The organism is Georgenia sp. EYE_87, assembly GCF_023148685.1.
In the GTDB taxonomy this organism is placed as follows: domain Bacteria; phylum Actinomycetota; class Actinomycetes; order Actinomycetales; family Actinomycetaceae; genus Georgenia.
Map to the genome: position 1 here is coordinate 555,132 of NZ_JAHXNL010000001.1, position 21,219 is coordinate 576,350.

Consider the following 21,219-nt stretch of genomic DNA (forward strand, 5'->3'; position numbering starts at 1 on the left):
CGAAGCGGCGGGTGCCCGGTCACGGCACCCGCCGCGGGTCACTCCCGGCTGAGCGAGCGGCGCCGGTTCTCCAACTCCATGAGGTCGGCGAAGATCTGCCCGTAGCCCGGGTCGGCGGGGTCGGTGCGCTGCAGCCTGCCCTTGACGTCGGCGATCTCGCGGGTCAGGCCCATGCGGATGAGGGCCACGAGCACCCCCTGGGCGTACCCGGCCAGCGACTCGGGCCGGTCCTCCGGAAGGGGCGCGACGGCGAGCTCCGTGATGACGCCCGCGACCGGTCCGCCGGCGTTCTCGCGGACCTGCTCGGCCCAGCGGGCCGCCGCGTGCCCGGCCACGTCGCCGCCCGCGCCCTGGGCCGTGAGCCGTTCGACCTCCTGGCCGTAGGCGGTCGTCCCGCCCGCGGCGCGGATCGCGTCGTGGACCCCGCGGTAGGCGGGCACGGTGAAGGTGTCCGGCGCCAGCGCGTCGAACCCGGCGCCGAGGGCGTGCTGCGGGAGCTGCAGAACCACCTCGAGGACCTGACGCTCGAGCTGGGCCACGGGGTCCTCCCGGAAGGCGCGGGGGCCGCCGCCTCCGCCGTCGCGGCGTCCGGCGGCCTGCGCGGCGGGACCGCCGTCGAACCGGCCGCCGTCGGACCGGCCACCACCGTCGAACCGGCCGCCGTTGTCGGGCCTGCTCCCGGACCGGCCGTCGCCCGGCCGTCCGGACGGCTCGTTCCCCCCAGGCCCGGCCCGTCCCGAGCGTTCGGCCGCCTGCACCGCCCGGCGCACGGCCACCTCGTCCATGCCGAGCCAGCCGGCCAGCGAGCGGGCGTACTCCGAGCGCAGGGCCCGGTCCCGGATCCCGGCGACGACGGGGGCTGCGGCACGCAGGGCGGCGACCCGGCCCTCCGCCGTCGACAGGTCCAGCTGGGCGAGCACGGAGCGGATGGCGAACGCGAACAGCGGCTGACGGGCCGCGACGAGGTCGCGCACCGCGGCGTCGCCGCGCTGGAGCCGCAGGTCGCACGGGTCGAGTCCGTCGGGCCCGACGGCCACGAAGGTCTGCGACGCGAACCGCTGGTCCTCCTCGAAGGCGCGCAGGGCGGCCTTCTGGCCGGCGGAGTCGCCGTCGAAGGTGAAGATGACCTCGCCGCCGTAGGTGGCCCCGGAGGAGAAGATCACCCCCGAGGCGGAGTCGGCGGAGTCGCCGAGCAGCCGGCGGACGATGCGGATGTGGTCCGTGCCGAACGCGGTCCCGCACGTGGCGACGGCGGTGCCCACCCCCGCCAGGTGGGCGGCCATGACGTCGGTGTACCCCTCGACGACGACGACCTTGCGCTCCTTGGCGATGGCCCGCTTGGCCAGGTCCAGGCCGTACAGGACCTGGGACTTCTTGTAGATCGCGGTCTCGGGGGTGTTGAGGTACTTCGGGCCCTGGTCCTCCTCGAGCAGCCGGCGGGCTCCGAAGCCGACCGTCTCGCCGGTGATGTCCCGGATCGGCCAGACGAGACGGCCACGGAAGCGGTCGTAGACCCCCCGGTTGCCCTGGGAGACGAGGCCGGAGGCGGTGAGCTCGGCCTCCGTGAACCCGCGGCCGCGCAGGTGCCGCAGCATGTTGTCCCACCCCTGCGGGGCGTACCCGACGCCGAAGGTCGCGGCGGCCTGCCGGTCGAAGCCGCGCTCGGCGAGGAACTGCCGCGCCGGGGCGGCGCCCGGCGAGTCCAGCTGCCCGGCGAAGTACTCCTCGGCCACCCGGTGCGCCTCGATGAGCCGCTGCCGGCGTCCGGGCTCCTCACGGGGCCGGGCGTGGCCGTCCCCGTCCTCGTAGCGCAGCTGGACGCCCACCTTGGCGGCGAGGTGCTCGACCGCCTCGGCGAAGGGCAGGTGGTCGATCTTCTGGACGAAGGAGATGACGTCGCCGCCCTCGTCGCAGCCGAAGCAGTGCCACAGCCCCAGCTGCGGCCGCACGTGGAAGGACGGCGTGCGCTCGTCGTGGAACGGGCACAGGCCCTTCATCGAGCCGACGCCGGCGGGCTTGAGGGTGACGTAGGTGCCGACGACCTCGTCGATCCGTGCACGTTCGCGGACTGCCGCGATGTCCTCGCGCCGGATCAGGCCTGCCATGACGTCAGTGTAGGCACCCGGCGTCCGGTTCCCGGCCCCCGCCGGGGACGGTCCGCGAGGCCCCGACGCCTGTGGACGACCGGCTCTAGTCAGCATGGAACGGCCGGCCCGTTTCGCATCTCGCGTGGGTCATCCACCCTGGAGCGGAAGGTGCCACATACGAAGGAGCCGGTCGTCATGTCCAGTGTGAAGGATCGTCGGGACCTGATCCACCTTGGTCTGGACGTTCACAAGAAGACGATCTCGGTCGCGGTGCTCGAGCCGGGCCGGGAGGAGCCGTCGCTGTCGCAAATCTCTTCCGACCCGGACGCGGTGGCCCGGCTGGTCGCCCGGTTCGACCGTCCGGGCGAACTGATCGCCTGCTACGAGGCGGGGCCGACGGGGTATGACCTCGCCCGCCGACTGGTCGAGCTGGGAGTGGCGTGCGAGGTCATCGCTCCCTCGTTGATCCCTGTCGCGCCGGGAGACCGGGTCAAGACGGACAAGCGGGACTGCCGGCGCCTGGCCCGGCTGCATCGGGCCGGGGAGCTGACCGCGATCCGGGTCCCGACCCTCGCCGAGGAGGGGGTGCGGGACCTGTGCCGGGCCCGGGCGGAGATGGTCATCGACCAGACCCGGGCCAAGCACCGGCTGAGCAAGTTCCTGCTGCGGCACGGGAAGGTCTGGTACGGGGAGAACTGGACGTACAAGCACCGCGAGTGGATCACGGTCCAGCGCCTGGACGACCCCGCCGCCCAGGCGACCCTGCGGCACTACCTCGCCACCCTCTCGGTCCGGGAGGCGGCCGTGGCTGCCGTGGAGGCAGACCTGGCGACGTGGTTCGATCGCGCCCCCTTCGCCGAGCCGGTGGCCCGCCTGGGCGCCTACCGGGGCATCACCTCCCTGGGCGCGTTGACGTTGGCCGCTGAGGTCGGGGACTGGCGCCGCTTTCCTACCGCCGGGTCGTTCATGGCCTTCTGCGGGCTCGTCCCCAGCGAGCACTCCTCCGGCGAACGCACCCGCCGCGGGCACATCACCCACGCCGGCAACGTCCACCTACGCACCCAGCTCGTGGAGTCCGCCTGGGCCTACCAGCACGGCCCCCAGCGGATGCGCCTCTCCACGTTCTCAAGGGTGTCGGGCACGCCCCTCCGGCCTCAAGGGTCGCTGCGCGATCGCTGCGCGACGGCCTCCGGCCGCCCTTGACCCCGGAGCCTCTGCGCGCCCAAAGCCGGCAATTACGCGGAAATCCACCACCTTGACAGGCCGTTCCACATCAGTAGACCGCGGAGAGCATCCCGCAGAGCCGGGCGTGCCACTGCTGCGCGGAGGTGTCCGTGAGCGAGGCGACCTGGTCGATGACCACCCGCAGCCGGGCGGCGTCGTCCCCCGCCTCGCGCCAGTCGGTCGCGAACGGCGCCTCCAGGTGCGCGGGGCCGCTGCCCGCGAGGACGTCGACGAGGTCGAAGATCACCGTGCGCTGCGCCAGGTACAGCGGCTCGTGCTCGCGCGGCGCCATCACGTACAGGGCCGCGACGCCCTTGAGCACCACGATCTCGGCGAGCGTCTCGTCCGGCACGATCAGGTCGGCGTCGTAGCGGGTGAGCGGGCCGGTGCCGTACCGCTCGCGGGTGGCGTCCTCGGCCGCGGCGCAGAAACGCCCGATGAGCTGGCTGGTCAGGTCCTTGAGCCTGGCCAGGTCGCGCCGGGAGCCGTCGTAGGACTGCACCCAGATCGGGTGGCCGATCAGGCGCTCGAGGGCGGCGCCGAGCATGTCGTCGGCCACGGGCGGGTCGTACCAGTCCCGCACCTGGGCCACCACCCGGTCCTGCTCCCCGGCGGTGCGCAGGCCCGCCAGGTCGACCCGGCCGCCCACGATGGCGTCCTCGACGTCGTGCACCGAGTAGGAGATGTCGTCCGCAAGGTCCATCACCTGCGCCTCGAGGCAGCGGTGCCGCTCCGGCGCCCCCTGCCGCAGCCACGCGAAGACCGGCGCGTCGTCGGCGTACACGCCGAACTTGCGGGTGGCGGAGCCGTCGGGCCGGGGCGGCCCGTCCCCGGCCTGCCAGGGGTACTTCGTGGCGGCGTCCAGGCTGGCCCGGGTGAGGTTGAGGCCCACGCACGTGCCGTCGTCGGCGAACACCTTCGGCTCGAGGCGGGAGAGCAGCCGGAGGGTCTGCGCGTTGCCCTCGAAGCCGCCGATGCCGGCGGCCACCTCGTGCAGGGCCCGCTCCCCGTTGTGGCCGAACGGCGGGTGCCCGAGGTCGTGGGAGAGGCAGGCGGTGTCGACGACGTCCGGGTCGCAGCCGAGCACCTTGCCGAGCTCGCGGCCCACCTGGGCCACCTCGAGCGAGTGGGTCAGGCGGGTGCGGACGAAGTCGTCGCTGGAGGGGCCGAGCACCTGCGTCTTGGCGCCGAGCCGGCGCAGCGCCGAGGAGTGGAGCACGCGGGCGCGGTCGCGTTCGAACGCCGTCCGGCGGGGGTTCTTCGGGGCCTCGCTCCACCACCGCTCGCGGTCGCGGCCCGTGTACGCCTCGGGCCCACCGGGGCGGCGCGTGGCCTCGCGGGTCCCCGGGGAGCGGTCGGGGACAAAGGGGTCGGGCACGCGGCGAGCCTACGTGACGAACGGTGCCATCGGCCCTCGTGAGCCACAATGGGCGGGTGACCGACACCGAGACTGACGACGCGGGCAGGGCAGAGCCGGCACCTGCGCAGGAGCAGCGCGACCTCGCCCTCGACCGGCTCGGCGAGGTCACCACCACCACGCTCGTGCACCGGGGCGCCCGCGGCACCCAGCCCTGGTGGCAGCAGGCCGTCGTCTACCAGGTCCTCGGGACGGCGGACCTCGACGCGCTCGCCGCGATGTCGGCCGCGATGTCCCACGTCGCGCGGCTCGGGGCGAATGCGCTGCTGATCCGCGCCCCCGGGGTCTCCCCCGACGATCCTCACGCGCGGGAGGTCGTGGACGACTTCCTCCGCCGCGCCCACCAGCGCGGCATCCGCGTGATGGCCTCCTTCATGGGGACCGACGACGGCGGCAAGGACCGTGACGGCTGGCACCTGGCCCGGGCGGCGGCCTGGGTCGCCCACGGAGTCGACGGCGTCGACCTCGGCGTCAGCCTCGCGGCCGGCGCGCACGACCACGCCGGCATCGACCTCGGTGCGCTCCACGCCCTCGTCGCGGACGCGGACGCCGTGCTCACCGGTGCGGTCACCGCCCGGGAGCCCGAGGCCCTGGCCGAGCACCTCCACGAGGACTGGCTGCACGTCACCCGGGACGACCGGCTCGCCGTCACGCCCTGGGCGTCCGCCCAGCTGCGCGCCGCGATCTCCGACTCCTACCTGCAGCGCGACGCCGTCGGCGCGCCGGCGGGCTGGACCCTGACGGATCTCGCCCGCGGGTCCGCGGCGACGTGGGGCCTCGACGCCGAGGCCGCGGGGCGCCGACGACGTGCGGCGACCCTGCTGATGGCCGCTCTGCCGGGCACCGCGTACGTCCCCCAGGGCGAGGCGGTCGGCATCGCGGCCCGGTCCGACGATCCCGCCGGGACCATCGCCGAGGTGGCCCGTCTCGCCGACGAGCAGCGCGGCGTCCCGGGGTCGACCTTCGAGCGGTACCGGCAGGCGCTGCGGCTGCGCCGGGAGCTGGCGCTCGGCACCGGTCCCCTGGCGTGGGTCGACGACGCACCCGGTCCCGAGACGCTGGCCTTCCTCAACCGGGAGGTGCTGGTGCTGACGAACCTGTCCGAGCGGGACGTGCTGGTGCCGGTCGCGCGGGAGATCCTGCACGCCAGCGACGAGCTGCTCGGCCCCCGCGAAGGGGTCGTGAACCTGCCCCCGGACACGACCGTGTGGATCTCGCTCGCCTGACGGCCCGGGGCGGGATCAGCCCTTGACCGCGCCCGCCGTCAGCCCGCCGACGATGTAGCGCTGCAGCACGAGGAACAGCACGAGGACCGGCAGCGCGCTGATCACCGCGCCGGCGGCGAACAGGCCCCAGTTGGCGTCCAGCAGCGACGACACCCAGCCGTAGAGGCCCACCGCGAGCGTCCAGTTCTGCTCCGACTGCAGGATCACGCGGGCGATGACGAAGTCGGAGAACGTGCTGATGAAGGACAGCAGCCCGACCACCGCGAGGATCGGCGCGACCAGGCGCAGGATGATCGTCCAGTAGATCTGGGCGTGCGACGCGCCGTCGATCTTGGCGGCCTCGTCCAGCTCGCGCGGGACGGTGTTGAAGAACCCGTACATGAGGAACGTGTTCACCCCGAGCGCCCCGCCGAGGTACACGCAGATCAGCCCGATCTGGCTGTTCAGCCCGAGCACCGGCACGACGTTCCGCAGGCCCAGCAGCAGGAGGAAGATGGCCACGAACGCCAGGATCTGCGGGAACATCTGGATCACGAGCAGCGCCATCAGGCCGACCCGCCGCCCGGTGAACCGGAACCGCGAGAACGCGTACGCGGCCGCCGCCCCCATCAGGACGGTGCCGACGGCGGTGACCGTGCCGATGAAGAGGGTGTTGCGCACCCAGGTCCAGAAGTAGGTGCCGTTGAGCTCGGCGTAGTTGGCGCCGCTGACCTCGCTGAAGAGGGCGTTGGAGCCGGTCAGGGTGCCGCCCGGGTTGAACGAGGCGGAGAGGACGTAGACGATCGGGAACGCCGCGTAGACGACCGCGACGACGCCGACGAGGTGCCGCCAGCCGATCTCGCTGAACCAGCGCGCGCGGCTGACCCGGTTGGCCGGCGCCGCCGTGGGGACAGGTGCGGTGGCCATGTCAGTTGATCTCCTCGAGCGAACGGGTGCGGCGGAAGCTGATCACGGAGATGGTCGCGACGATCAGGAAGATGACGATCGACAGGGCGCTGGCGAGGCCGTAGTCCTTGGTGGCCCCGCCGTCGAGGCCGGAGATCGAGTAGACCATCGAGATCAAGATGTCCGTGTGCCCGATGGGCACCGACGCGTCCGCCATGCGCGGGCCGCCGCCGGTCAGCATGTAGATCAGGTTGAAGTTGTTGAAGTTGAAGGCGAACGAGGAGATCAGCAGCGGCGCGGTCGAGACCATGAGCAGGGGCAGGATCACGGAGCGCCAGGTGCGGAAGCGGCCGGCGCCGTCGATCTTCGCGGCCTCGAGCACGTCCTTCGGGATCGACTGCAGGGCGCCGGTGCAGATGAGGAACATGTAGGGGAAGCCCAGCCACAGGTTCACGCCGAGGACGGACAGCTTCGCCAGCCACGGGTCGGTGAGCCACGGGATCTCCGCCCCGCCCAGCAGCACGGAGTTGATGAAGCCGAAGCGGCGGTTGAGCAGCCCGGACCACAGCAGCGCGGCGAGGAAGCCGGGGAAGGCGTAGGGCAGGATCAGCAGCGTCCGGTAGATCTTGCGGCCGCGCACCCGCTCGTCGTTGAAGACCATCGCGAGGAACAGGCCGAGCAGGAACGTGGTCGCCACGGACAGCACGGCGAACGAGACGGTCCACAGCAGCACCTGCAGGAACGGGCCCGAGTAGCGGGCGTCGCCGAACGCGGTGGCGAAGTTCTCCAGGCCGACGAAGACCTTCCAGCCCACCGGCAGCGTGGTGCCGTCGGGGGCCTGGAACATGCCGTCGTCGTTGGGGGTGTAGACGGTCCCGGTGAGGGTGTCCGTCATCGTGTCGGCGGCCTCGTCGTACGTCAGGGTGGAGACGAAGACGTACCCGTTGCGCGCGTCCTGCGTGCGGACCGAGCCGTCGGCGGGGTCCTGGGAGACCGGGACGCGCAGCGCGGTGACCTCGGCCTGGCGCTCGAGCACCTGCTGGCGCGGGAGCAGCTCGTAGCCGGGCACCTCCGTGATGGCCCCGTCGGAGACGGTGGCGTCGTCGGCGTTCTCGAGCGGGGTGTCGGCCCTGCCGACCCGCACCTCGCCGTCGTCGACGATCGCGAAGGCCAGCTCGCCGCCGTCGTCGAGCACGACGAGCGGGTAGGCCGCCGAGCCCTCGACGCGGCGCTCGTTCTGGATGAGGAGGGCCGCGACGGCGTCCTCCTTGGTGGAGTTGTGGCCGTCGCCGTAGTTGGTCAGCGCCACGTACCCGGTGTAGGCCACGACGAAGACCTGGTAGACGAGCAGGAACGCCAGCCCGGGGAGCAGGTACTTCATCGGCAGCGTGCGCCGCGAGAAGTACACGTAGTCGGCGGTCAGGACCAGCGCGATCATCACGCCCATCACGCCGTAGGACTCGGCCGCCCAGGCGGCCAGGATCACGTAGACGCCGAAGGCGTTGACCAGCGCCATCAGCACGACCTTGGCGATGAAACCTCGGCTGAAGGTGTTTGCGTGCGAGCTGCGCGGGGCGGGCGGCGCGGGCCGTCGCGCGTCCTCGACCTGTCGCTCCACGTCGGTGCGGGCGCTCATGTGGGACCTCCGTCAGGCGCGTCGTCGCCTGACCGTTCGCGGGGGTCGTCGTCGACCCCGGGGTAGGTGCAGCCCGGGCGGGCGCGCGGCGAGAGCCGCGCACCCGCCCGGTCTCGGTCAGGAGGCGTCGAGCGCGCCCTGGATGTCGGCGACCATCTTCTCCCAGGCCGCCACCGGCTCCTGCGAGCCGCTGATGATCGCGGCCTCGGTCACGCCCCAGAAGGACCAGACGGACCCCATCTCCGGGATGGAGGGCATCGGCACGGCACCGGTGCCGACCTCGCGGAAGCCGGCGGTGACCGGGTCGGAGGAGGCGGCGTCGGCCGCGGCGATCAGGGCCGGGGGCCGGTCACCCGCCTCGTAGAGCGCGAGCTGCGCCTCCTCGGTGGACATGAAGTTGACCAGGAAGTCGTTGGCGAGCAGGGCGTTGTCGCTCTGCGCGTTGACGTAGAACCCCTGCACGCCCGCGAACGGCTGGGCGGGCTCGCCACCGGCGCTCGGGATCGGGTCGACGGCCAGCTCGAGGCCCTCGAAGCTGGCGACCATCCACGGACCGCCGATGATGAACGGCGACTCGCCGTTGGCGAATGCCTCCACGGCGATGTCGTAGGTGATGGCGGTGTCCAGCGTGCCTGCCTCGCCCTGCGCGGCGAGCCACTCCGCGAACGCGTTGCCGCCCTCCCCGCCGAGCGCGAGCTCGGGGGCGTACGAGCCGTCCTCGTTCTGCACGAACACCGGCGCCCCGAAGGAGGTCTGCATCGGGTACATGGTGTACGGGTCGCCCTCCTCGCCCACCTGGATGAGGATCGGGTAGGGCGTCCCGGCGGCCTGGCCGGCGGCGACCGCGTCGTCCCAGGTGGCGGGCGCCTCGGGGGCGAGCGCCGTGTTGCGGATGAGGCCGATGTTCTCCACCGCGTAGGGCAGGCCGTAGACCTGGCCGTCCTGCGTGAAGGCCTCGACGGCGACGGTCTCGAACTCGCCGGCCTTGTCGCCCAGCTCGATCGGGGCGACGACGCCGTTGGCGGTCATCTCGCCCAGCCAGTCGTGCGCACCGACCGTGATGTCCGGGCCCTCGCCGGTGGGGACCTGGGCGAGGAAGTCCGCCCGGATGTCCTCGAAGTTCTTCAGGACGGTCTCGACGGTGGCGCCGGTCTCCTCCTCGAACGCGGCGGCGGCGGCCTCGACGGCCGCCTGACGGGTCTCGTCGACCCAGATGGTGAGCGTCCCGCCGTCGCCGGCGGCCGCGGAGGTCTCTCCGGCGGCCGGCTCCGCGGTGGTGTCCGCCTCGGGGCTCTCGCCCCCGCAGGCGGCCAGGGCCATGGTCATGCCGACCGCGGCCGCAAGGGTGATGCTCCGTCGCATCTTCGTCTCCTGTGAGATTGGTGGGATATTCAGTCGCGGGTGCCCCGTCGGAGGACGGAACCGGTCCGGATGACTGGACACTAAACCGCGAGGTAGCGAAGTTGCAACTACTTGCAGTAACTTTCAGACAACAGTTTCATCGTCAGGCGCGCACCGCGGCGCGCCAGTAGGAGAAAGCCGGGTCTGCCATGCAAGGGCGCACCAGACTGACCGACGTCGCCGAGCAGGCCGGCGTCAGCACCGCCACCGTGTCCCGGGTGCTCAACGACAAGCCGGGCGTGGCCGGGGAGACCCGCCGCGCCGTCCTCGCCGCCCTGGACATGCTCGGGTACGAGCGCCCGGACAAGCTGAGCGCCCGGTCGGCGGGGCTGGTCGGTCTCATCGTGCCGGAGCTGTCCAACCCCGTCTTCCCCGCCTTCGCCCAGGCGGTCGAGTCCGTCCTCTCGACCATGGGTCTGACGCCGCTGCTGTGCACCCAGTCCCCAGGCGGTACCACCGAGGATCAGTACGTCGAGATGCTCCTCGAGCACGGCGTCGACGGCATCGTCTTCGTGTCCGGCCTGCACGCGGACACAAGCGCCGACCCGGCCCGCTACCAGCGCCTGCGCGAGCGCGGCCTGCCCTTCGTGCTGCTCAACGGGCACAACCCGGCGATCGACGCCCCGTCCTTCTCCACCGACGACCGCGGCAGCATGGAGCTGGCGGTCCGCCACCTGGTCTCCCAGGGGCACCGCAAGATCGGCCTGGCCATCGGCCCGGAGCGCTTCGTGCCGGCCCACCGCAAGCGCGTGGGCTTCGAGGAGGCCATGGCCGCGTACGTCGACGAGCCCACCCCCAGCGTCGTGACGACCCTGTTCACCGTCGAGGGCGGCGTCGCCGCGGGCACCGAGCTGATCGAGGCCGGCTGCACGGCGATCATCTGCGGCTCCGACCTGATGGCGCTCGGCGTGGTGCGGGCCGCCCGCTCGAACGGCCGCCAGGTCCCCGCCGACCTCTCCGTCATCGGCTACGACGACTCGCCGCTGATCCCGTTCACGCACCCGCCGCTGACCACGATCCGCCAGCCGGTCGCCGCGATGTGCCAGGCGGCGGTCACCACGCTGGTGGCGGAGATCGGCGGCTCGCAGGTCCCGCGCGGCGAGCTGATCTTCGTCCCCGAGCTGATCGTCCGCGGGTCCACCGACGCCGCTCCGCCCGCGTACTGAGCCGGCTCCACCGCCTCGGCGCCACCGCCAAGGCCCGGTCGGCACACCGGGCGCGACGGCCCTCCGCAGCGGAGCCGACGAGCAGCGGCCGACGGGCGCCGGCCGATGTGCGCACGCACCCCGGGGCGTGCGACCCTGGCGGACGGCGTCCGCGGCGGCCGGCACGCCGCGCGGCGCACCCGACCCGGGCGCGCCCCGGCCGGCGGCCTGGCGTGCCCCGGCCCCGCCCACCCAGACCGAAGCAACGTAGGAGAGACGTGACCGTCCGTACCGCCACCCGTTCCCTGACCGTCCACACCCCGGCACCCGGCAGGGACGAGGCGTGGTGGCGGCACGCGGTGATCTACCAGGTGTACCCGCGGTCCTTCGCGGACGGGAACGGCGACGGCATGGGCGACCTGCCCGGGATCACGTCCCGGCTCGACCACCTGGCCGCCCTCGGCGTCGACGCGCTGTGGCTCTCGCCCTTCTACCGCTCGCCCCAGAACGACGGCGGCTACGACGTCTCCGACTACCGCGACGTCGACCCTCGCTTCGGCACCCTCGCGGACGCCGACGCGCTGCTGGCGCGCGCCCACGACCTCGGCCTGCGAGTCATCGTGGACCTGGTGCCCAACCACACCTCGGACGAGCACGCGTGGTTCCGCGCGGCGCTCGCGGCGGGGCCCGCCAGCCCCGAGCGGGCCCGGTACGTCTTCCGCGAGGGCGGCGGCGAGGTCGGCGAGGAGCCGCCGAACAACTGGGAGTCGATCTTCGGCGGCGCGGCCTGGACCCGCGTGTGCGACCGCGACGACGCCCCGGGCAGCGCGTGGGAGCGGGACGGCCAGTGGTACCTGCACCTGTTCGACTCCAGCCAGCCTGACCTCAACTGGGAGAACCCCGACGTCCGCGCCGAGATGGAGTCGGTCCTGCGCTTCTGGCTGGACCGGGGCGTGGACGGCTTCCGCGTCGACGTCGCCCACGGCCTGGTCAAGGCCGCGGGCCTGCCCGACTGGGGCGGCCACGTGGAGATGGTGGCGGGCGCGGACGAGGGCGGGCGCCACCGCGCGCACCCGCCGATGTTCGACCAGGACGGCGTGCACGAGATCTACCGCTCCTGGCGGCGGGTGCTCGAGGAGTACCCGGGCGAGCGCATCCTGGTGGCCGAGGCGTGGGTGGACCCGCTCGAGCGGCTCGCCCGGTACGTGCGCGAGGACGAGATGCACCAGGCGTTCAACTTCGCCTTCCTCGTCTCCCCCTGGTCCGCCGCCCGCCTCCGCGGGTGCGTCGAGGAGTCCTACCGCGTCAACGACGCGGTCGCCGCACCGACCACCTGGGTGCTCTCGAACCACGACGTCGTGCGCCACGCCTCCCGCCTCGGCCTGCCCGAGACGGGCAAGGGCCCCAACGGCATCGGCTCCGGGGACGTCCAGCCCGACCCCGCCCTCGGGCTGCGGCGCGCCCGCGCGGCCACCCTGCTGATGCTGGGGCTGCCCGGCTCGGCGTACCTCTACCAGGGCGAGGAGCTCGGGCTGCCCGAGCACACGACCCTGCCCGACGACGCCCGCGAGGACCCCGCGTTCTTCCGGACCGCCGGCGCCGAGAAGGGCCGCGACGGCTGCCGGGTGCCGCTCCCCTGGGAGGCGGACGCGCCGTCGTTCGGGTTCTCGGGGACCGGGCGGGCCTGGCTCCCGCAGCCCGCGGGCTGGGGCGCGCACGCCGTCGACGCCCAGGAGGGCGACCCGAGCTCGACCCTGGAGCTCTACCGCACGGCGCTGCGCCAGCGGCGCGAGCTCGGCCTCGGCCTCGGCTCCCTCGCCTGGCACGAGGACCACGCCGGGTCGGACGCCGTCGTCGCGTTCGTCAACGCGGCTCCGGGCCGCCCGGACGTCCTGGTGCTGACCAACCTCGGCGAGGCGCCCGTCAGGCTCCCGGCCGGCTGGGAGGTCGTCGCCTCCTCCGCCCCGACGGCGGACGACGGCGCAACGGTGACCGTCCCGCAGGACACCACGGTCTGGGCGCGGCGCTGAGCGCGGCTCGTCAGCCGCCGGAGACCGACAGCTCGGCCTGGGCGAGCACCTCCCGGAGCTCCGCGTCGACGTCGCGGCTGGCGAGCCAGCCGTCGGGCAGGTGCGGCTGCTTGGGGCTGCCGGCGCGGCCGCGGGGCCCCTCGGCGGCCTCGCCCGGGTAGGGCTGGTCGAGGTCCAGCACGGCCAGCCGGTCGTCGAGCTCGGCGAGGCTGGAGACGAGCCCGAGCGCGTGCCGTGCCTCGCCCCCGACCACGTAGCCCTTGAGGTACCAGGACATGTGCTTGCGCATCTCCCGCAGCGCCCGGTCCTCCTCGCCGAAGTGCTCGACCATCAGCTCGGCGTGGCGGCGGATGACGGCGGCGACCTCACGCAGGCCCGGGGTGACGCGCCGGTCCGAGCCGTGCGCGACGGCCACGAGGTCGGTGAACAGCCACGGGCGGCCCTGGCAGCCGCGCCCGACGACCACGCCGTCGCAGCCGGTCTGGCGCATCATCTCGGTGGCGTCCTCGGCGGACCAGATGTCGCCGTTGCCGAGCACGGGGACGGTCGTCACGGCCTCCTTCAGGCGGGCGATCGCCTCCCAGCGGGCCTCCCCGGAGTAGTACTGCGCCACCGTCCGGGCGTGGAGGGCCACGGAGGCGACGCCGGCGCGCTCGGCGATCCGGCCGGCGTCGAGGTAGGTGAAGTGCTCGTCGTCGATGCCCATGCGCATCTTGACGGTCACGGGAACCTCGCGCCCGCGCGCGGCGGAGGCCTCGCGCGCCGCCTGGACGGCACCGGTCACGATGGCCTCGAAGAGGTCGCGCTTCCACGGCAGCGCCCCGCCGCCGCCCTTGCGGGTGACCTTGGGGACCGGGCAGCCGAAGTTGAGGTCGACGTGGTCCGCCCGGTCCTCGGCCACGAGGATGCGCACGGCGGCGGCGATGGTGGCCGGGTCCACCCCGTAGAGCTGGACCGAGCGGACCGGCTCCTCCGGGTCGGGGGTGATCATCCGCATCGTCTCGGGGGTGCGCTCGACGAGCGCGCGGGAGGTGATCATCTCGGTGACGTACAGCCCGGCGGGCGCGAACGTGCCGGGGGCCGCCGCCGGGGCGTCGGCGGGCAGCGCCGCGACGGCCGCCTCGCGGCACAGCTTGCGGAAGGGCGGGTTCGTCACACCGGCCATGGGGGCCAGGACGACGGGGCTCCCGACGGTGACGGGTCCGATCTGCAGCGCACTCACCGCGCCATTGTCCCCGGTGGTGGCAAACGGGTCAGCCCGGGGCGGTGTGAGATGCCGCGCGCCGCTCCGCACGGGTTCAGGCGAGCGTCTCGCCGGCGCCCGCCCGGGGCTTCGGTCAGCGCGCTGCCGCGGCCGTGACGTCCCGGGACCGCCCGGGGTCGTCGTCGTCCGTCCGGCTGGCCCTCCCCGGTCGGCTCGTGCGCACGAGGGCGGCGGCGATCCCCGTGGTGACGGGGATCGCGAGCACGAGGCCGATCGAGGACACCAGCGTGCGCACGACCTCCTCCGCGATCTCTCCCGCCATGAGGGTGTCGAGGGCCGCGCGGTCCATGAGCGCGGCGGTCATGAGCACCGGCAGCGCGGTGCCGACGTAGGCGAAGGCCAGGGTGTAGACGGTCGAGGCGATGTGGTCGCGGCCGATGCGCATGCCGCGGGTGAACAGGCGGCGGCGGGGCACGGCCGGGTTCGCGGCGTGCAGCTCCCACACCGCCGAGGCCTGGGTGATCGTGACGTCGTTGAGCGCGCCGAGCCCCGCGATGACCATGCCGCACAGCAGCAGGTCCGTCAGCGACAGGTTGGGGAACGTGCCGAGCAGGATGAGGGACTGCTCCGAGCTCGTCCCGGTGAGGTTGGCGGAGCGGGTGCCCCACGCCGCCAGGGCCACGGTGATGCCGAGGCCGACGAAGGTGCCGAGCAGCGCCGTCGTGGTCCGGATGGAGATGCCGTGGGCCAGGTACAGCGAGAGGAACATCATGGCCGCCGCGCCCACCAGGGCCACGAGCAGCGGCGGCTGCCCCAGCATGATCGCCGGGATCACGAAGACCACGATGACACCGAGCGAGCCGGCCAGGCCGACCATGGCGGCGAGCCCGCGCCAGCGGGCGACCGCCAGGACGACGACGGCGTACAGCAGCGCCAGCCAGCCCACCGGGGCCGTGCGCTCGAAGTCCCAGAACACGTACGGGCTGCCGGTCCCCATCGCGGAGGGGCTGAACATCAGGCGCACCCGGTCCCCGACCTCCATGCCGTTGGCCATGATCTCCGGCGGCACCTGGACGGGGGCGACCTGGCCGGCGTTGTCGCCGGTGGAGAGCTCGACCCGAACCTGGCCGTCCGTGGTGGCCCCGGGCGCCGCGGCGTCCACGACCTCCACCACGGAGCCGGCCTCGATGGTCATCCCGGTGCCGGCCAGCGGCACGGAACCGATCGGGGTCTCGCCGCGGGGCCACATCACCAGGAGCGCGACGACGGTCGCGACGAGCAGCGGGACCACCAGCGCGGTGAGGATCCAGCGTGCGCGGCGCGCCTCCGCGGGGGCGAGGGTGGCGTTCTGGGCGCCGGCAGGCAGGTGGGAGTGTGAGTGGGGCACGCTCCATGCTCACCGCAGCGGCCGCGCACGGCTGGCAGGACGCGCCGCGACGCCCCCGGTCCGGGCGTGCGGGCCGTCACCGAGATCGAGGTCCTGGTTCCAGGAAGCCGACTCCCTGACCAGAACCTCGATCTCGGCGCGCGGTAGCAGGCCCGTTCGCGGACCCCGGCCCCGGCCGGCAGCCGGGCCGGCCCGCGGATACTGCTACGCCGCGGGCACGGTCCCGGAGAGTCGGTCTCAGCAGCCGGGCAGACGCTCCGCGAGGTAACCGCGCACCTTGTCCAGGGAGATGCGCTCCTGGGCCATCGTGTCGCGCTCGCGCACCGTGACGGCCTGGTCCTCGAGGGAGTCGAAGTCCACCGTGATGCAGTACGGCGTGCCGACCTCGTCCTGGCGCCGGTACCGGCGCCCGACGGCACCGGCGTCGTCGAAGTCGACGTTCCAGTACCCGCGCAGCTCCGCCGCCAGGTCGCGGGCGACCGGGGAGAGCTGCTCGTTGCGGGACAGCGGCAGCACCGCGGCCTTGACCGGGGCGAGGCGCGGGTCGAGCTTGAGCACCGTGCGCTTGTCGACGCCGCCCTTGGTGTTGGGCGCCTCGTCCTCGGTGTAGGCCTCGGCGAGGAAGGCCATGAGCGACCGGGTCAGGCCCGCGGCCGGCTCGATGACGTAGGGCACCCAGCGCTCGTTCTTCGCCTGGTCGAAGTAGGACAGGTCCTGCCCGGAGTGCTCGGCGTGCGTGGACAGGTCGAAGTCGGTGCGGTTGGCGATGCCCTCGAGCTCGCCCCACTCGCTGCCCTGGAAGCCGAAGCGGTACTCGATGTCCACCGTGCGCTTGGAGTAGTGCGAGAGCTTCTCCTGCGGGTGCTCGAAGTGGCGCAGGTTCTCCCGGGAGATGCCCAGCCCCGTGTACCAGTCGGTGCGGGCGTCGATCCAGTACTGGTGCCAGTCCTCGTCCGTGCCGGGCTCGACGAAGAACTCCATCTCCATCTGCTCGAACTCGCGCGTGCGGAAGATGAAGTTGCCGGGCGTGATCTCGTTGCGGAACGACTTGCCGATCTGCCCGATGCCGAACGGCGGCTTCTTCCGCGCGGAGGTCATGACGTTGTTGAAGTTCACGAAGATGCCCTGGGCCGTCTCGGGCCGCAGGTAGTGCAGGCCCGACTCGTCCTCGACCGGGCCGAGGTAGGTCTTGAGCATCATGTTGAAGTCGCGCGGCTCGGTCCACTGGCCACGCGTGCCGCAGTTCGGGCAGGCGATGTCGGCGAGGCCGTTCTCGGGCGCGCGGCCCTTCTTCTCCTCGTACTCCTCCTCCATCTGGTCCGCGCGGAAGCGCTTGTGGCAGCTCAGGCACTCGGTCAGCGGGTCGGTGAAGACGCCGACGTGGCCGGAGGCCACCCAGACCTGGCGCGGGAGGATGACGGAGGAGTCGAGGCCGACGACGTCGTCGCGCGAGGTGACCATCGCGCGCCACCACTGGCGCTTGATGTTCTCCTTCAGCTCCACCCCGAGCGGACCGTAGTCCCACGCGGAGCGGGTGCCGCCGTAGATCTCCCCGGAGGGGTAGACGAAGCCGCGCCGCTTGGCGAGGTTGATGACGTTGTCCAGGCGCGAGGGTGTGGCCACGGGGTGAACTCTCCTGCTTGATCGGTGTCCCGCACCTGGCTGGCGCGGATGGCGGCGGGGGACGCGCTGAGGCTCCCCCGTGCGGGGACCAACCTACCCATGTCGGGGAGCTGTCGGCGCATCCTGCCCGGCCTCCTGCACCGTCCCGCACCCGGAGCCCGGCGGCCGGCGGCGCGACGCCGAGCCGCGCCGAGAGCGACCTCACGCGGGCGCGAGTTGACACCCGTTCTCAACGCCACTGAGAATCATCCTCATGAACTCGCTCCTCCGCGGCGGTGCCGCGCTCGCCGCCCTGGTCCTCCCGCTCGCCGCCTGCTCCGACGGCGCGAGCGGTGCGGCACCGGGCGGCGCGGCGGCCGACAGCGGCACGGAGGTGCTCGCGGCGCTGTACCCGCTGCAGTACGTGGCCGAGCAGGTCGGCGGCGAGCACGTCTCCGTCTCCTCGATCACGCCCGCCGGCGTGGACCCCCACGACCTCGAGCTGTCCCCCGCCGCGGTCGCCACGCTCGACGACGCGACCGTCGTCTACCTGGCGGGCTTCCAGGCGGCCCTCGACGACGCCCTCGAGGTCACCTCCCCCGCCCACGCCCTCGACGTCTCCCAGGCCGCCGGCGTGCACACCGAGGACGACGGGCACGAGGAGACCGCGGAGGCCACCACCGACGACCACGAGGAGGAGACCGCGGAGGCCCCCACCGACGACCACGCCGGTGAGGCCCACGCCGACGGCGACCCCCACTTCTGGCTCGACCCGACCCGGCTGGCCGACGTCGCCACCGCGGTGGCCGACGAGCTCGCCGCCGCCGACCCGGACAACGCCGAGGACTACGCGGCGAACGCCGAGCGCCTGGGTACCGAGCTGTCCGCCCTCGACGAGGAGCTGTCGACGGGCCTGGCCCGGTGCGAGACGCGCACGATCGTCGTCGCGCACGAGGCGTACGGGTACCTGGCGGAAGCCTACGACCTCGAGCAGGTGGGCATCTCCGGGCTGGACCCGGAGGCCGAGCCCTCCCCCGCCCGCCTCGCCGAGATCGGCAAGGTCGTCGAGGAGAAGGGTGTCACCACCATCTTCACCGAGGACCTCGTCAACCCCGCCGTCGCCGAGTCCCTCGCGGCGGACCTCGGCGTCGAGGTGGCCGTGCTCGACCCGCTGGAGTCCCAGGTCGACGAGTCGCAGGAGTACCCGGACGTCATGCGCGCCAACCTCGAAGCCCTGCGCAGCGCGCTGGGGTGTGCGTGAGCGGCCCGGACCGCCCCGCGCGCGCCGGGGCGGACGGCGCGCCGCCGGTTCGCGCCGAGGACCTCACCGTGGTCCTCGGCAGCTCGACCGTCCTTCGGAGTATCGACCTGACGATCCACGACGGCGAGACGGTCGCCCTGCTCGGGGCGAACGGCTCCGGCAAGTCGACCCTGGTCAGGTCGCTCGTGGGCGTCGTGCCTGTCACCCGCGGGCGCGCCCAGCTCTACGGCCGGGACGTCACCACGCAGACCCGCACGGTCCCGTGGCCGCGCGTGGGGTACGTGCCCCAGCGCGTGACCGCCACCGCCGGGGTGCCGGCCACCGCGCTGGAGGTCGTCAGCTCGGGCCTGCTCGACGGGCGCCGGTTCCGGGTCGGGCGCGCCGGCCACGCCCGAGCGCTGGACGCGCTGGCGCAGGTCGGCCTCGCCGACCGTGCGCGGGACAGCGTCCAGGTCTTCTCGGGCGGCCAGCAGCAGCGGGTCCTCATCGCGCGGGCGCTGGTGCGCCGGCCGGACCTCCTCGTGCTGGACGAGCCGCTCGCCGGCATCGACCGGGAGTCCAAGGAGGCGCTCGCCCGCACCATCACCGCCCTGCACGACGCCGGCACCACCGTGCTGGTGGTGCTGCACGAGCTGGGCGAGCTCGGCCCCCTGGTCGAGCGCTGCGTGGTCCTGCGCCACGGCCGCGTGATCCACGACGGCGAGCCTCCCCGCCCGGCGGCCGGGCACGACGACCCGGCGCATGAGCACGAGCACGCCCACGAGGGCGGCTCCGCGCCCGTGCACCACGCCCCCGACCTGACCGTGGAGCTGTGATGGACCTGCTCACCGCCTTGGGCGAGCTCCTGGCGACCCCGCTCATGCAGCGCGCCCTCGTCGTCGCCGTGCTGGTCGGCGTGGCCGCCCCGGTCATGGGCACCTACCTCGTCCAGCGCCGTCTCGCCCTGCTCGGGGACGGGATCGGCCACGTGGCGCTCACCGGCGTCGCGATGGGGTGGCTCGCCGGCAGCGCCGCGGGCCTGACGGACCGCGACATCCTCGCCGTCCCCGGCGCCGTCGTCGCCTCAGTCGTGGGCGCCGTCCTGATCGAGGTCGTGCGCGAGCGCGGCAAGACCAGCGGCGACGTCGCCCTCGCCCTGCTCTTCTACGGCGGCATCGCCGGCGGCGTCCTGCTGATCGGGCTCGCCGGAGGGACCACCGCGAACCTGAACGGCTACCTCTTCGGCTCGATCGCCTCGGTGAGCACCCTCGACGTCTGGCTCACGGTGGTCCTGGCCGCCGTGCTGCTCGGGTTCGGGCTCGGCCTGCGTCCCGCCCTGTTCGCGCTGTGCCACGACGAGGAGTTCGCCCGCGCCACCGGTCTGCCGGTCCGGACCCTGAACATCCTCCTCGCGGTGATGGCCGCCCTGACCGTCTCGGTGTCGATGCGCGTGGTCGGGGTGCTGCTCGTCTCGGCGCTGATGATCGTCCCGGTCGCCGTCGCCCAGCTGTTCGCCCGGTCGTTCCGCTCCACGATGACCACGGCGATGGTGATCGGCGCGCTGGTCAGCGTGACCGGACTGACGATCACCTACCTGCACCCGCTGTCGCCGGGCGCGACCATCGTCGTCCTGGCCATCGGGCTGTACGCCGTAGTATCGATCGTGCGTCCGTTGTTCGGGCGTCCGGCACACCGTGACCCGCACCTGGACGTCGACGATGACGTCGAGGTACGGGAGGGGGTGTGAGATGTTGCGGATGACCAGGCAGCGCTCCGCCGTCAGCGAGCTCCTCGGGCGCACCGAGGACTTCCGCAGCGCGCAGCAGCTGCACGAGATGCTGCGGGCGGACGGCAGCTCCGTCGGCCTCGCCACCGTCTACCGCACGCTGCAGTCGCTGGCCGAGGCCGGGCAGGTGGACGTGCTGCGCATCGACGACGGCGAGACCCTCTACCGCCGGTGCGCCCGGCAGACCCACCACCACCACCTGGTGTGCAAGGAGTGCGGCCGGACGGTGGAGATCGAGGGTGCCACCGTCGAGCGCTGGGCCGCGAAGGTGGCGCAGGACAACGGCTTCGTGGACGTGGACCACACGGCCGAGCTCTTCGGCACGTGCGCCGGCTGCGCCGCGCGGGAGTACACGGAGGGCACGCGTGCCTGAGTTCCTCGCCTCCTGGCCCTTCTGGCTGACCTTCGGGTTCCTCTACCTCGGCGCCACCGTGCGGGGGCAGGCCATGTACTGGGCCGGCCGGGTGGTCACCGAGCAGACGCTGCGCCGGACGCACCCGGCCGCCGGCTGGCTGCGCCGCATCCACGACTGGCTGGAGGGCGGCGGCGCCGACCGCGGGATCACCGCGATCCGCCGGTGGGGCCTCTTCGCCGTGCCGCTGTCCTACCTGACGGTGGGCTTCCAGTCGATGATCCAGGTGGCCGCGGGGGTCCTGCGCATCACCTGGCCGCGCTACTCCCTCGCGCAGGTCCCCGGCGCCCTGGCGTGGGCGGCCATCTACTCCACCATCGGCTGGGCGGTGTGGGAGGCGGCGCTGGCCGCCGCCGCGGGCTCGCCGCTCGCCCTGGGTGCGTTGCTCTCCGTCGTCGTGGTCCTCCTGGCCACCTTCGCGATGCACCGGCGCAAGGAGCGCCGGGCCGCGAGCGTGCTGCTCGTCGCGGCGGACCGGGACGGCGGACGCGGCCCCGACGACGCCGCCGCCCGCGCGTCGCACCCCGACCGCTGACG

General features: G+C 73.3%; 17 protein-coding genes. 9 read left to right on the plus strand and 8 right to left on the minus strand.

Annotated features, from left to right (window positions below; all coding sequences use genetic code 11):
* Nucleotides 1-38: 38 nt before the first annotated feature.
* A complete protein-coding gene (dnaG, locus tag KZX45_RS02485; protein WP_248256110.1) occupies nucleotides 39-2,105 on the minus strand; it encodes a DNA primase in 2,067 nt (688 codons plus the stop codon).
* Between the two features lie 177 nt (nucleotides 2,106-2,282).
* Between dnaG and KZX45_RS02490 the strand changes: the two genes are divergently transcribed.
* Nucleotides 2,283-3,290, plus strand: a complete 1,008-nt coding sequence (locus KZX45_RS02490; protein WP_248256111.1) for an IS110 family transposase — start codon at nucleotides 2,283-2,285, stop codon at nucleotides 3,288-3,290.
* 70 nt (nucleotides 3,291-3,360) lie between these two features.
* Here KZX45_RS02490 and KZX45_RS02495 read toward each other — a convergent pair whose 3' ends face one another.
* Nucleotides 3,361-4,689 carry a deoxyguanosinetriphosphate triphosphohydrolase gene (locus KZX45_RS02495; RefSeq protein WP_248256112.1) on the minus strand — a complete coding sequence of 443 codons (1,329 nt, stop codon included), beginning with the start codon at nucleotides 4,687-4,689 and terminating at the stop codon, nucleotides 3,361-3,363.
* A 56-nt stretch (nucleotides 4,690-4,745) separates the two neighbouring features.
* Between KZX45_RS02495 and KZX45_RS02500 the strand changes: the two genes are divergently transcribed.
* A complete protein-coding gene (locus KZX45_RS02500) occupies nucleotides 4,746-5,954 on the plus strand; it encodes a hypothetical protein (RefSeq protein WP_248256113.1) in 1,209 nt (402 codons plus the stop codon).
* A 15-nt stretch (nucleotides 5,955-5,969) separates the two neighbouring features.
* Here KZX45_RS02500 and KZX45_RS02505 read toward each other — a convergent pair whose 3' ends face one another.
* The 3 genes from KZX45_RS02505 to KZX45_RS02515 all read right to left on the minus strand — a co-directional run bounded on the left by KZX45_RS02505 (nucleotide 5,970) and on the right by KZX45_RS02515 (nucleotide 9,837).
* Nucleotides 5,970-6,860 (minus strand): sugar ABC transporter permease, encoded by an 891-nt coding sequence (locus tag KZX45_RS02505; RefSeq protein ID WP_248256114.1) that lies wholly within the window; start codon nucleotides 6,858-6,860, stop codon nucleotides 5,970-5,972.
* 1 nt (nucleotide 6,861) lies between these two features.
* Entirely contained in the window at nucleotides 6,862-8,475 is a 1,614-nt protein-coding gene (locus KZX45_RS02510; protein ID WP_248256115.1) for an ABC transporter permease subunit, read from the minus strand.
* Nucleotides 8,476-8,592: 117 nt separating this feature from the next.
* Nucleotides 8,593-9,837, minus strand: a complete 1,245-nt coding sequence (locus KZX45_RS02515) for an extracellular solute-binding protein (protein WP_248256116.1) — start codon at nucleotides 9,835-9,837, stop codon at nucleotides 8,593-8,595.
* Nucleotides 9,838-10,025: 188 nt separating this feature from the next.
* Here KZX45_RS02515 and KZX45_RS02520 point away from each other — a divergent pair, with 188 nt between their 5' ends.
* A complete protein-coding gene (locus KZX45_RS02520; RefSeq protein WP_248256117.1) occupies nucleotides 10,026-11,042 on the plus strand; it encodes a LacI family DNA-binding transcriptional regulator in 1,017 nt (338 codons plus the stop codon).
* Between the two features lie 257 nt (nucleotides 11,043-11,299).
* Entirely contained in the window at nucleotides 11,300-13,051 is a 1,752-nt protein-coding gene (locus tag KZX45_RS02525; RefSeq protein WP_374112520.1) for a glycoside hydrolase family 13 protein, read from the plus strand.
* 10 nt (nucleotides 13,052-13,061) lie between these two features.
* Here KZX45_RS02525 and dusB read toward each other — a convergent pair whose 3' ends face one another.
* From dusB to KZX45_RS02540, 3 genes are all read right to left on the minus strand, one after another.
* Entirely contained in the window at nucleotides 13,062-14,273 is a 1,212-nt protein-coding gene (gene dusB, locus KZX45_RS02530) for a tRNA dihydrouridine synthase DusB (protein WP_308221694.1), read from the minus strand.
* A gap of 115 nt (nucleotides 14,274-14,388) precedes the next feature.
* Nucleotides 14,389-15,642 (minus strand): YibE/F family protein, encoded by a 1,254-nt coding sequence (locus KZX45_RS02535; protein WP_248256118.1) that lies wholly within the window; start codon nucleotides 15,640-15,642, stop codon nucleotides 14,389-14,391.
* A gap of 237 nt (nucleotides 15,643-15,879) precedes the next feature.
* Nucleotides 15,880-17,265 carry a glycine--tRNA ligase gene (locus tag KZX45_RS02540; RefSeq protein ID WP_248256119.1) on the minus strand — a complete coding sequence of 462 codons (1,386 nt, stop codon included), beginning with the start codon at nucleotides 17,263-17,265 and terminating at the stop codon, nucleotides 15,880-15,882.
* A gap of 253 nt (nucleotides 17,266-17,518) precedes the next feature.
* Between KZX45_RS02540 and KZX45_RS02545 the strand changes: the two genes are divergently transcribed.
* From KZX45_RS02545 to KZX45_RS02565, 5 genes are read left to right on the plus strand one after another with little or no spacing between them, the layout of a single operon-like run.
* Nucleotides 17,519-18,505, plus strand: a complete 987-nt coding sequence (locus KZX45_RS02545; RefSeq protein ID WP_248256120.1) for a metal ABC transporter substrate-binding protein — start codon at nucleotides 17,519-17,521, stop codon at nucleotides 18,503-18,505.
* A complete protein-coding gene (locus KZX45_RS02550) occupies nucleotides 18,502-19,320 on the plus strand; it encodes a metal ABC transporter ATP-binding protein (RefSeq protein WP_374112521.1) in 819 nt (272 codons plus the stop codon). The genes KZX45_RS02545 and KZX45_RS02550 overlap by 4 nt, the downstream gene beginning before the upstream one ends.
* Nucleotides 19,320-20,231: a metal ABC transporter permease gene (locus tag KZX45_RS02555; RefSeq protein WP_248256121.1), complete on the plus strand. Its 912-nt coding sequence runs from the start codon at nucleotides 19,320-19,322 to the stop codon at nucleotides 20,229-20,231. Before KZX45_RS02550 ends, KZX45_RS02555 begins: the two co-directional genes overlap by 1 nt.
* 1 nt (nucleotide 20,232) lies before the next feature.
* Nucleotides 20,233-20,643 carry a Fur family transcriptional regulator gene (locus tag KZX45_RS02560; RefSeq protein ID WP_248256122.1) on the plus strand — a complete coding sequence of 137 codons (411 nt, stop codon included), beginning with the start codon at nucleotides 20,233-20,235 and terminating at the stop codon, nucleotides 20,641-20,643.
* A complete protein-coding gene (locus KZX45_RS02565) occupies nucleotides 20,636-21,217 on the plus strand; it encodes a VTT domain-containing protein (RefSeq protein WP_248256123.1) in 582 nt (193 codons plus the stop codon). The genes KZX45_RS02560 and KZX45_RS02565 overlap by 8 nt, the downstream gene beginning before the upstream one ends.
* Nucleotides 21,218-21,219 lie beyond the last annotated feature (2 nt).

What these genes read in the sequence shown, in the direction of transcription:
- KZX45_RS02520 (WP_248256117.1), top strand. Translation starts at nt 10,026, where the DNA reads ATGCAAGGGCGCACCAGACTGACCGACGTCGCCGAGCAGGCCGGCGTC.
- KZX45_RS02560 (WP_248256122.1), top strand. Translation starts at nt 20,233, where the DNA reads ATGTTGCGGATGACCAGGCAGCGCTCCGCCGTCAGCGAGCTCCTCGGG.
- KZX45_RS02490 (WP_248256111.1), top strand. Translation starts at nt 2,283, where the DNA reads ATGTCCAGTGTGAAGGATCGTCGGGACCTGATCCACCTTGGTCTGGAC.
- KZX45_RS02545 (WP_248256120.1), top strand. Translation starts at nt 17,519, where the DNA reads ATGAACTCGCTCCTCCGCGGCGGTGCCGCGCTCGCCGCCCTGGTCCTC.
- KZX45_RS02555 (WP_248256121.1), top strand. Translation starts at nt 19,320, where the DNA reads ATGGACCTGCTCACCGCCTTGGGCGAGCTCCTGGCGACCCCGCTCATG.
- dnaG (WP_248256110.1), bottom strand. Translation starts at nt 2,105, where the DNA reads ATGGCAGGCCTGATCCGGCGCGAGGACATCGCGGCAGTCCGCGAACGT.
- KZX45_RS02515 (WP_248256116.1), bottom strand. Translation starts at nt 9,837, where the DNA reads ATGCGACGGAGCATCACCCTTGCGGCCGCGGTCGGCATGACCATGGCC.
- KZX45_RS02510 (WP_248256115.1), bottom strand. Translation starts at nt 8,475, where the DNA reads ATGAGCGCCCGCACCGACGTGGAGCGACAGGTCGAGGACGCGCGACGG.
- KZX45_RS02505 (WP_248256114.1), bottom strand. Translation starts at nt 6,860, where the DNA reads ATGGCCACCGCACCTGTCCCCACGGCGGCGCCGGCCAACCGGGTCAGC.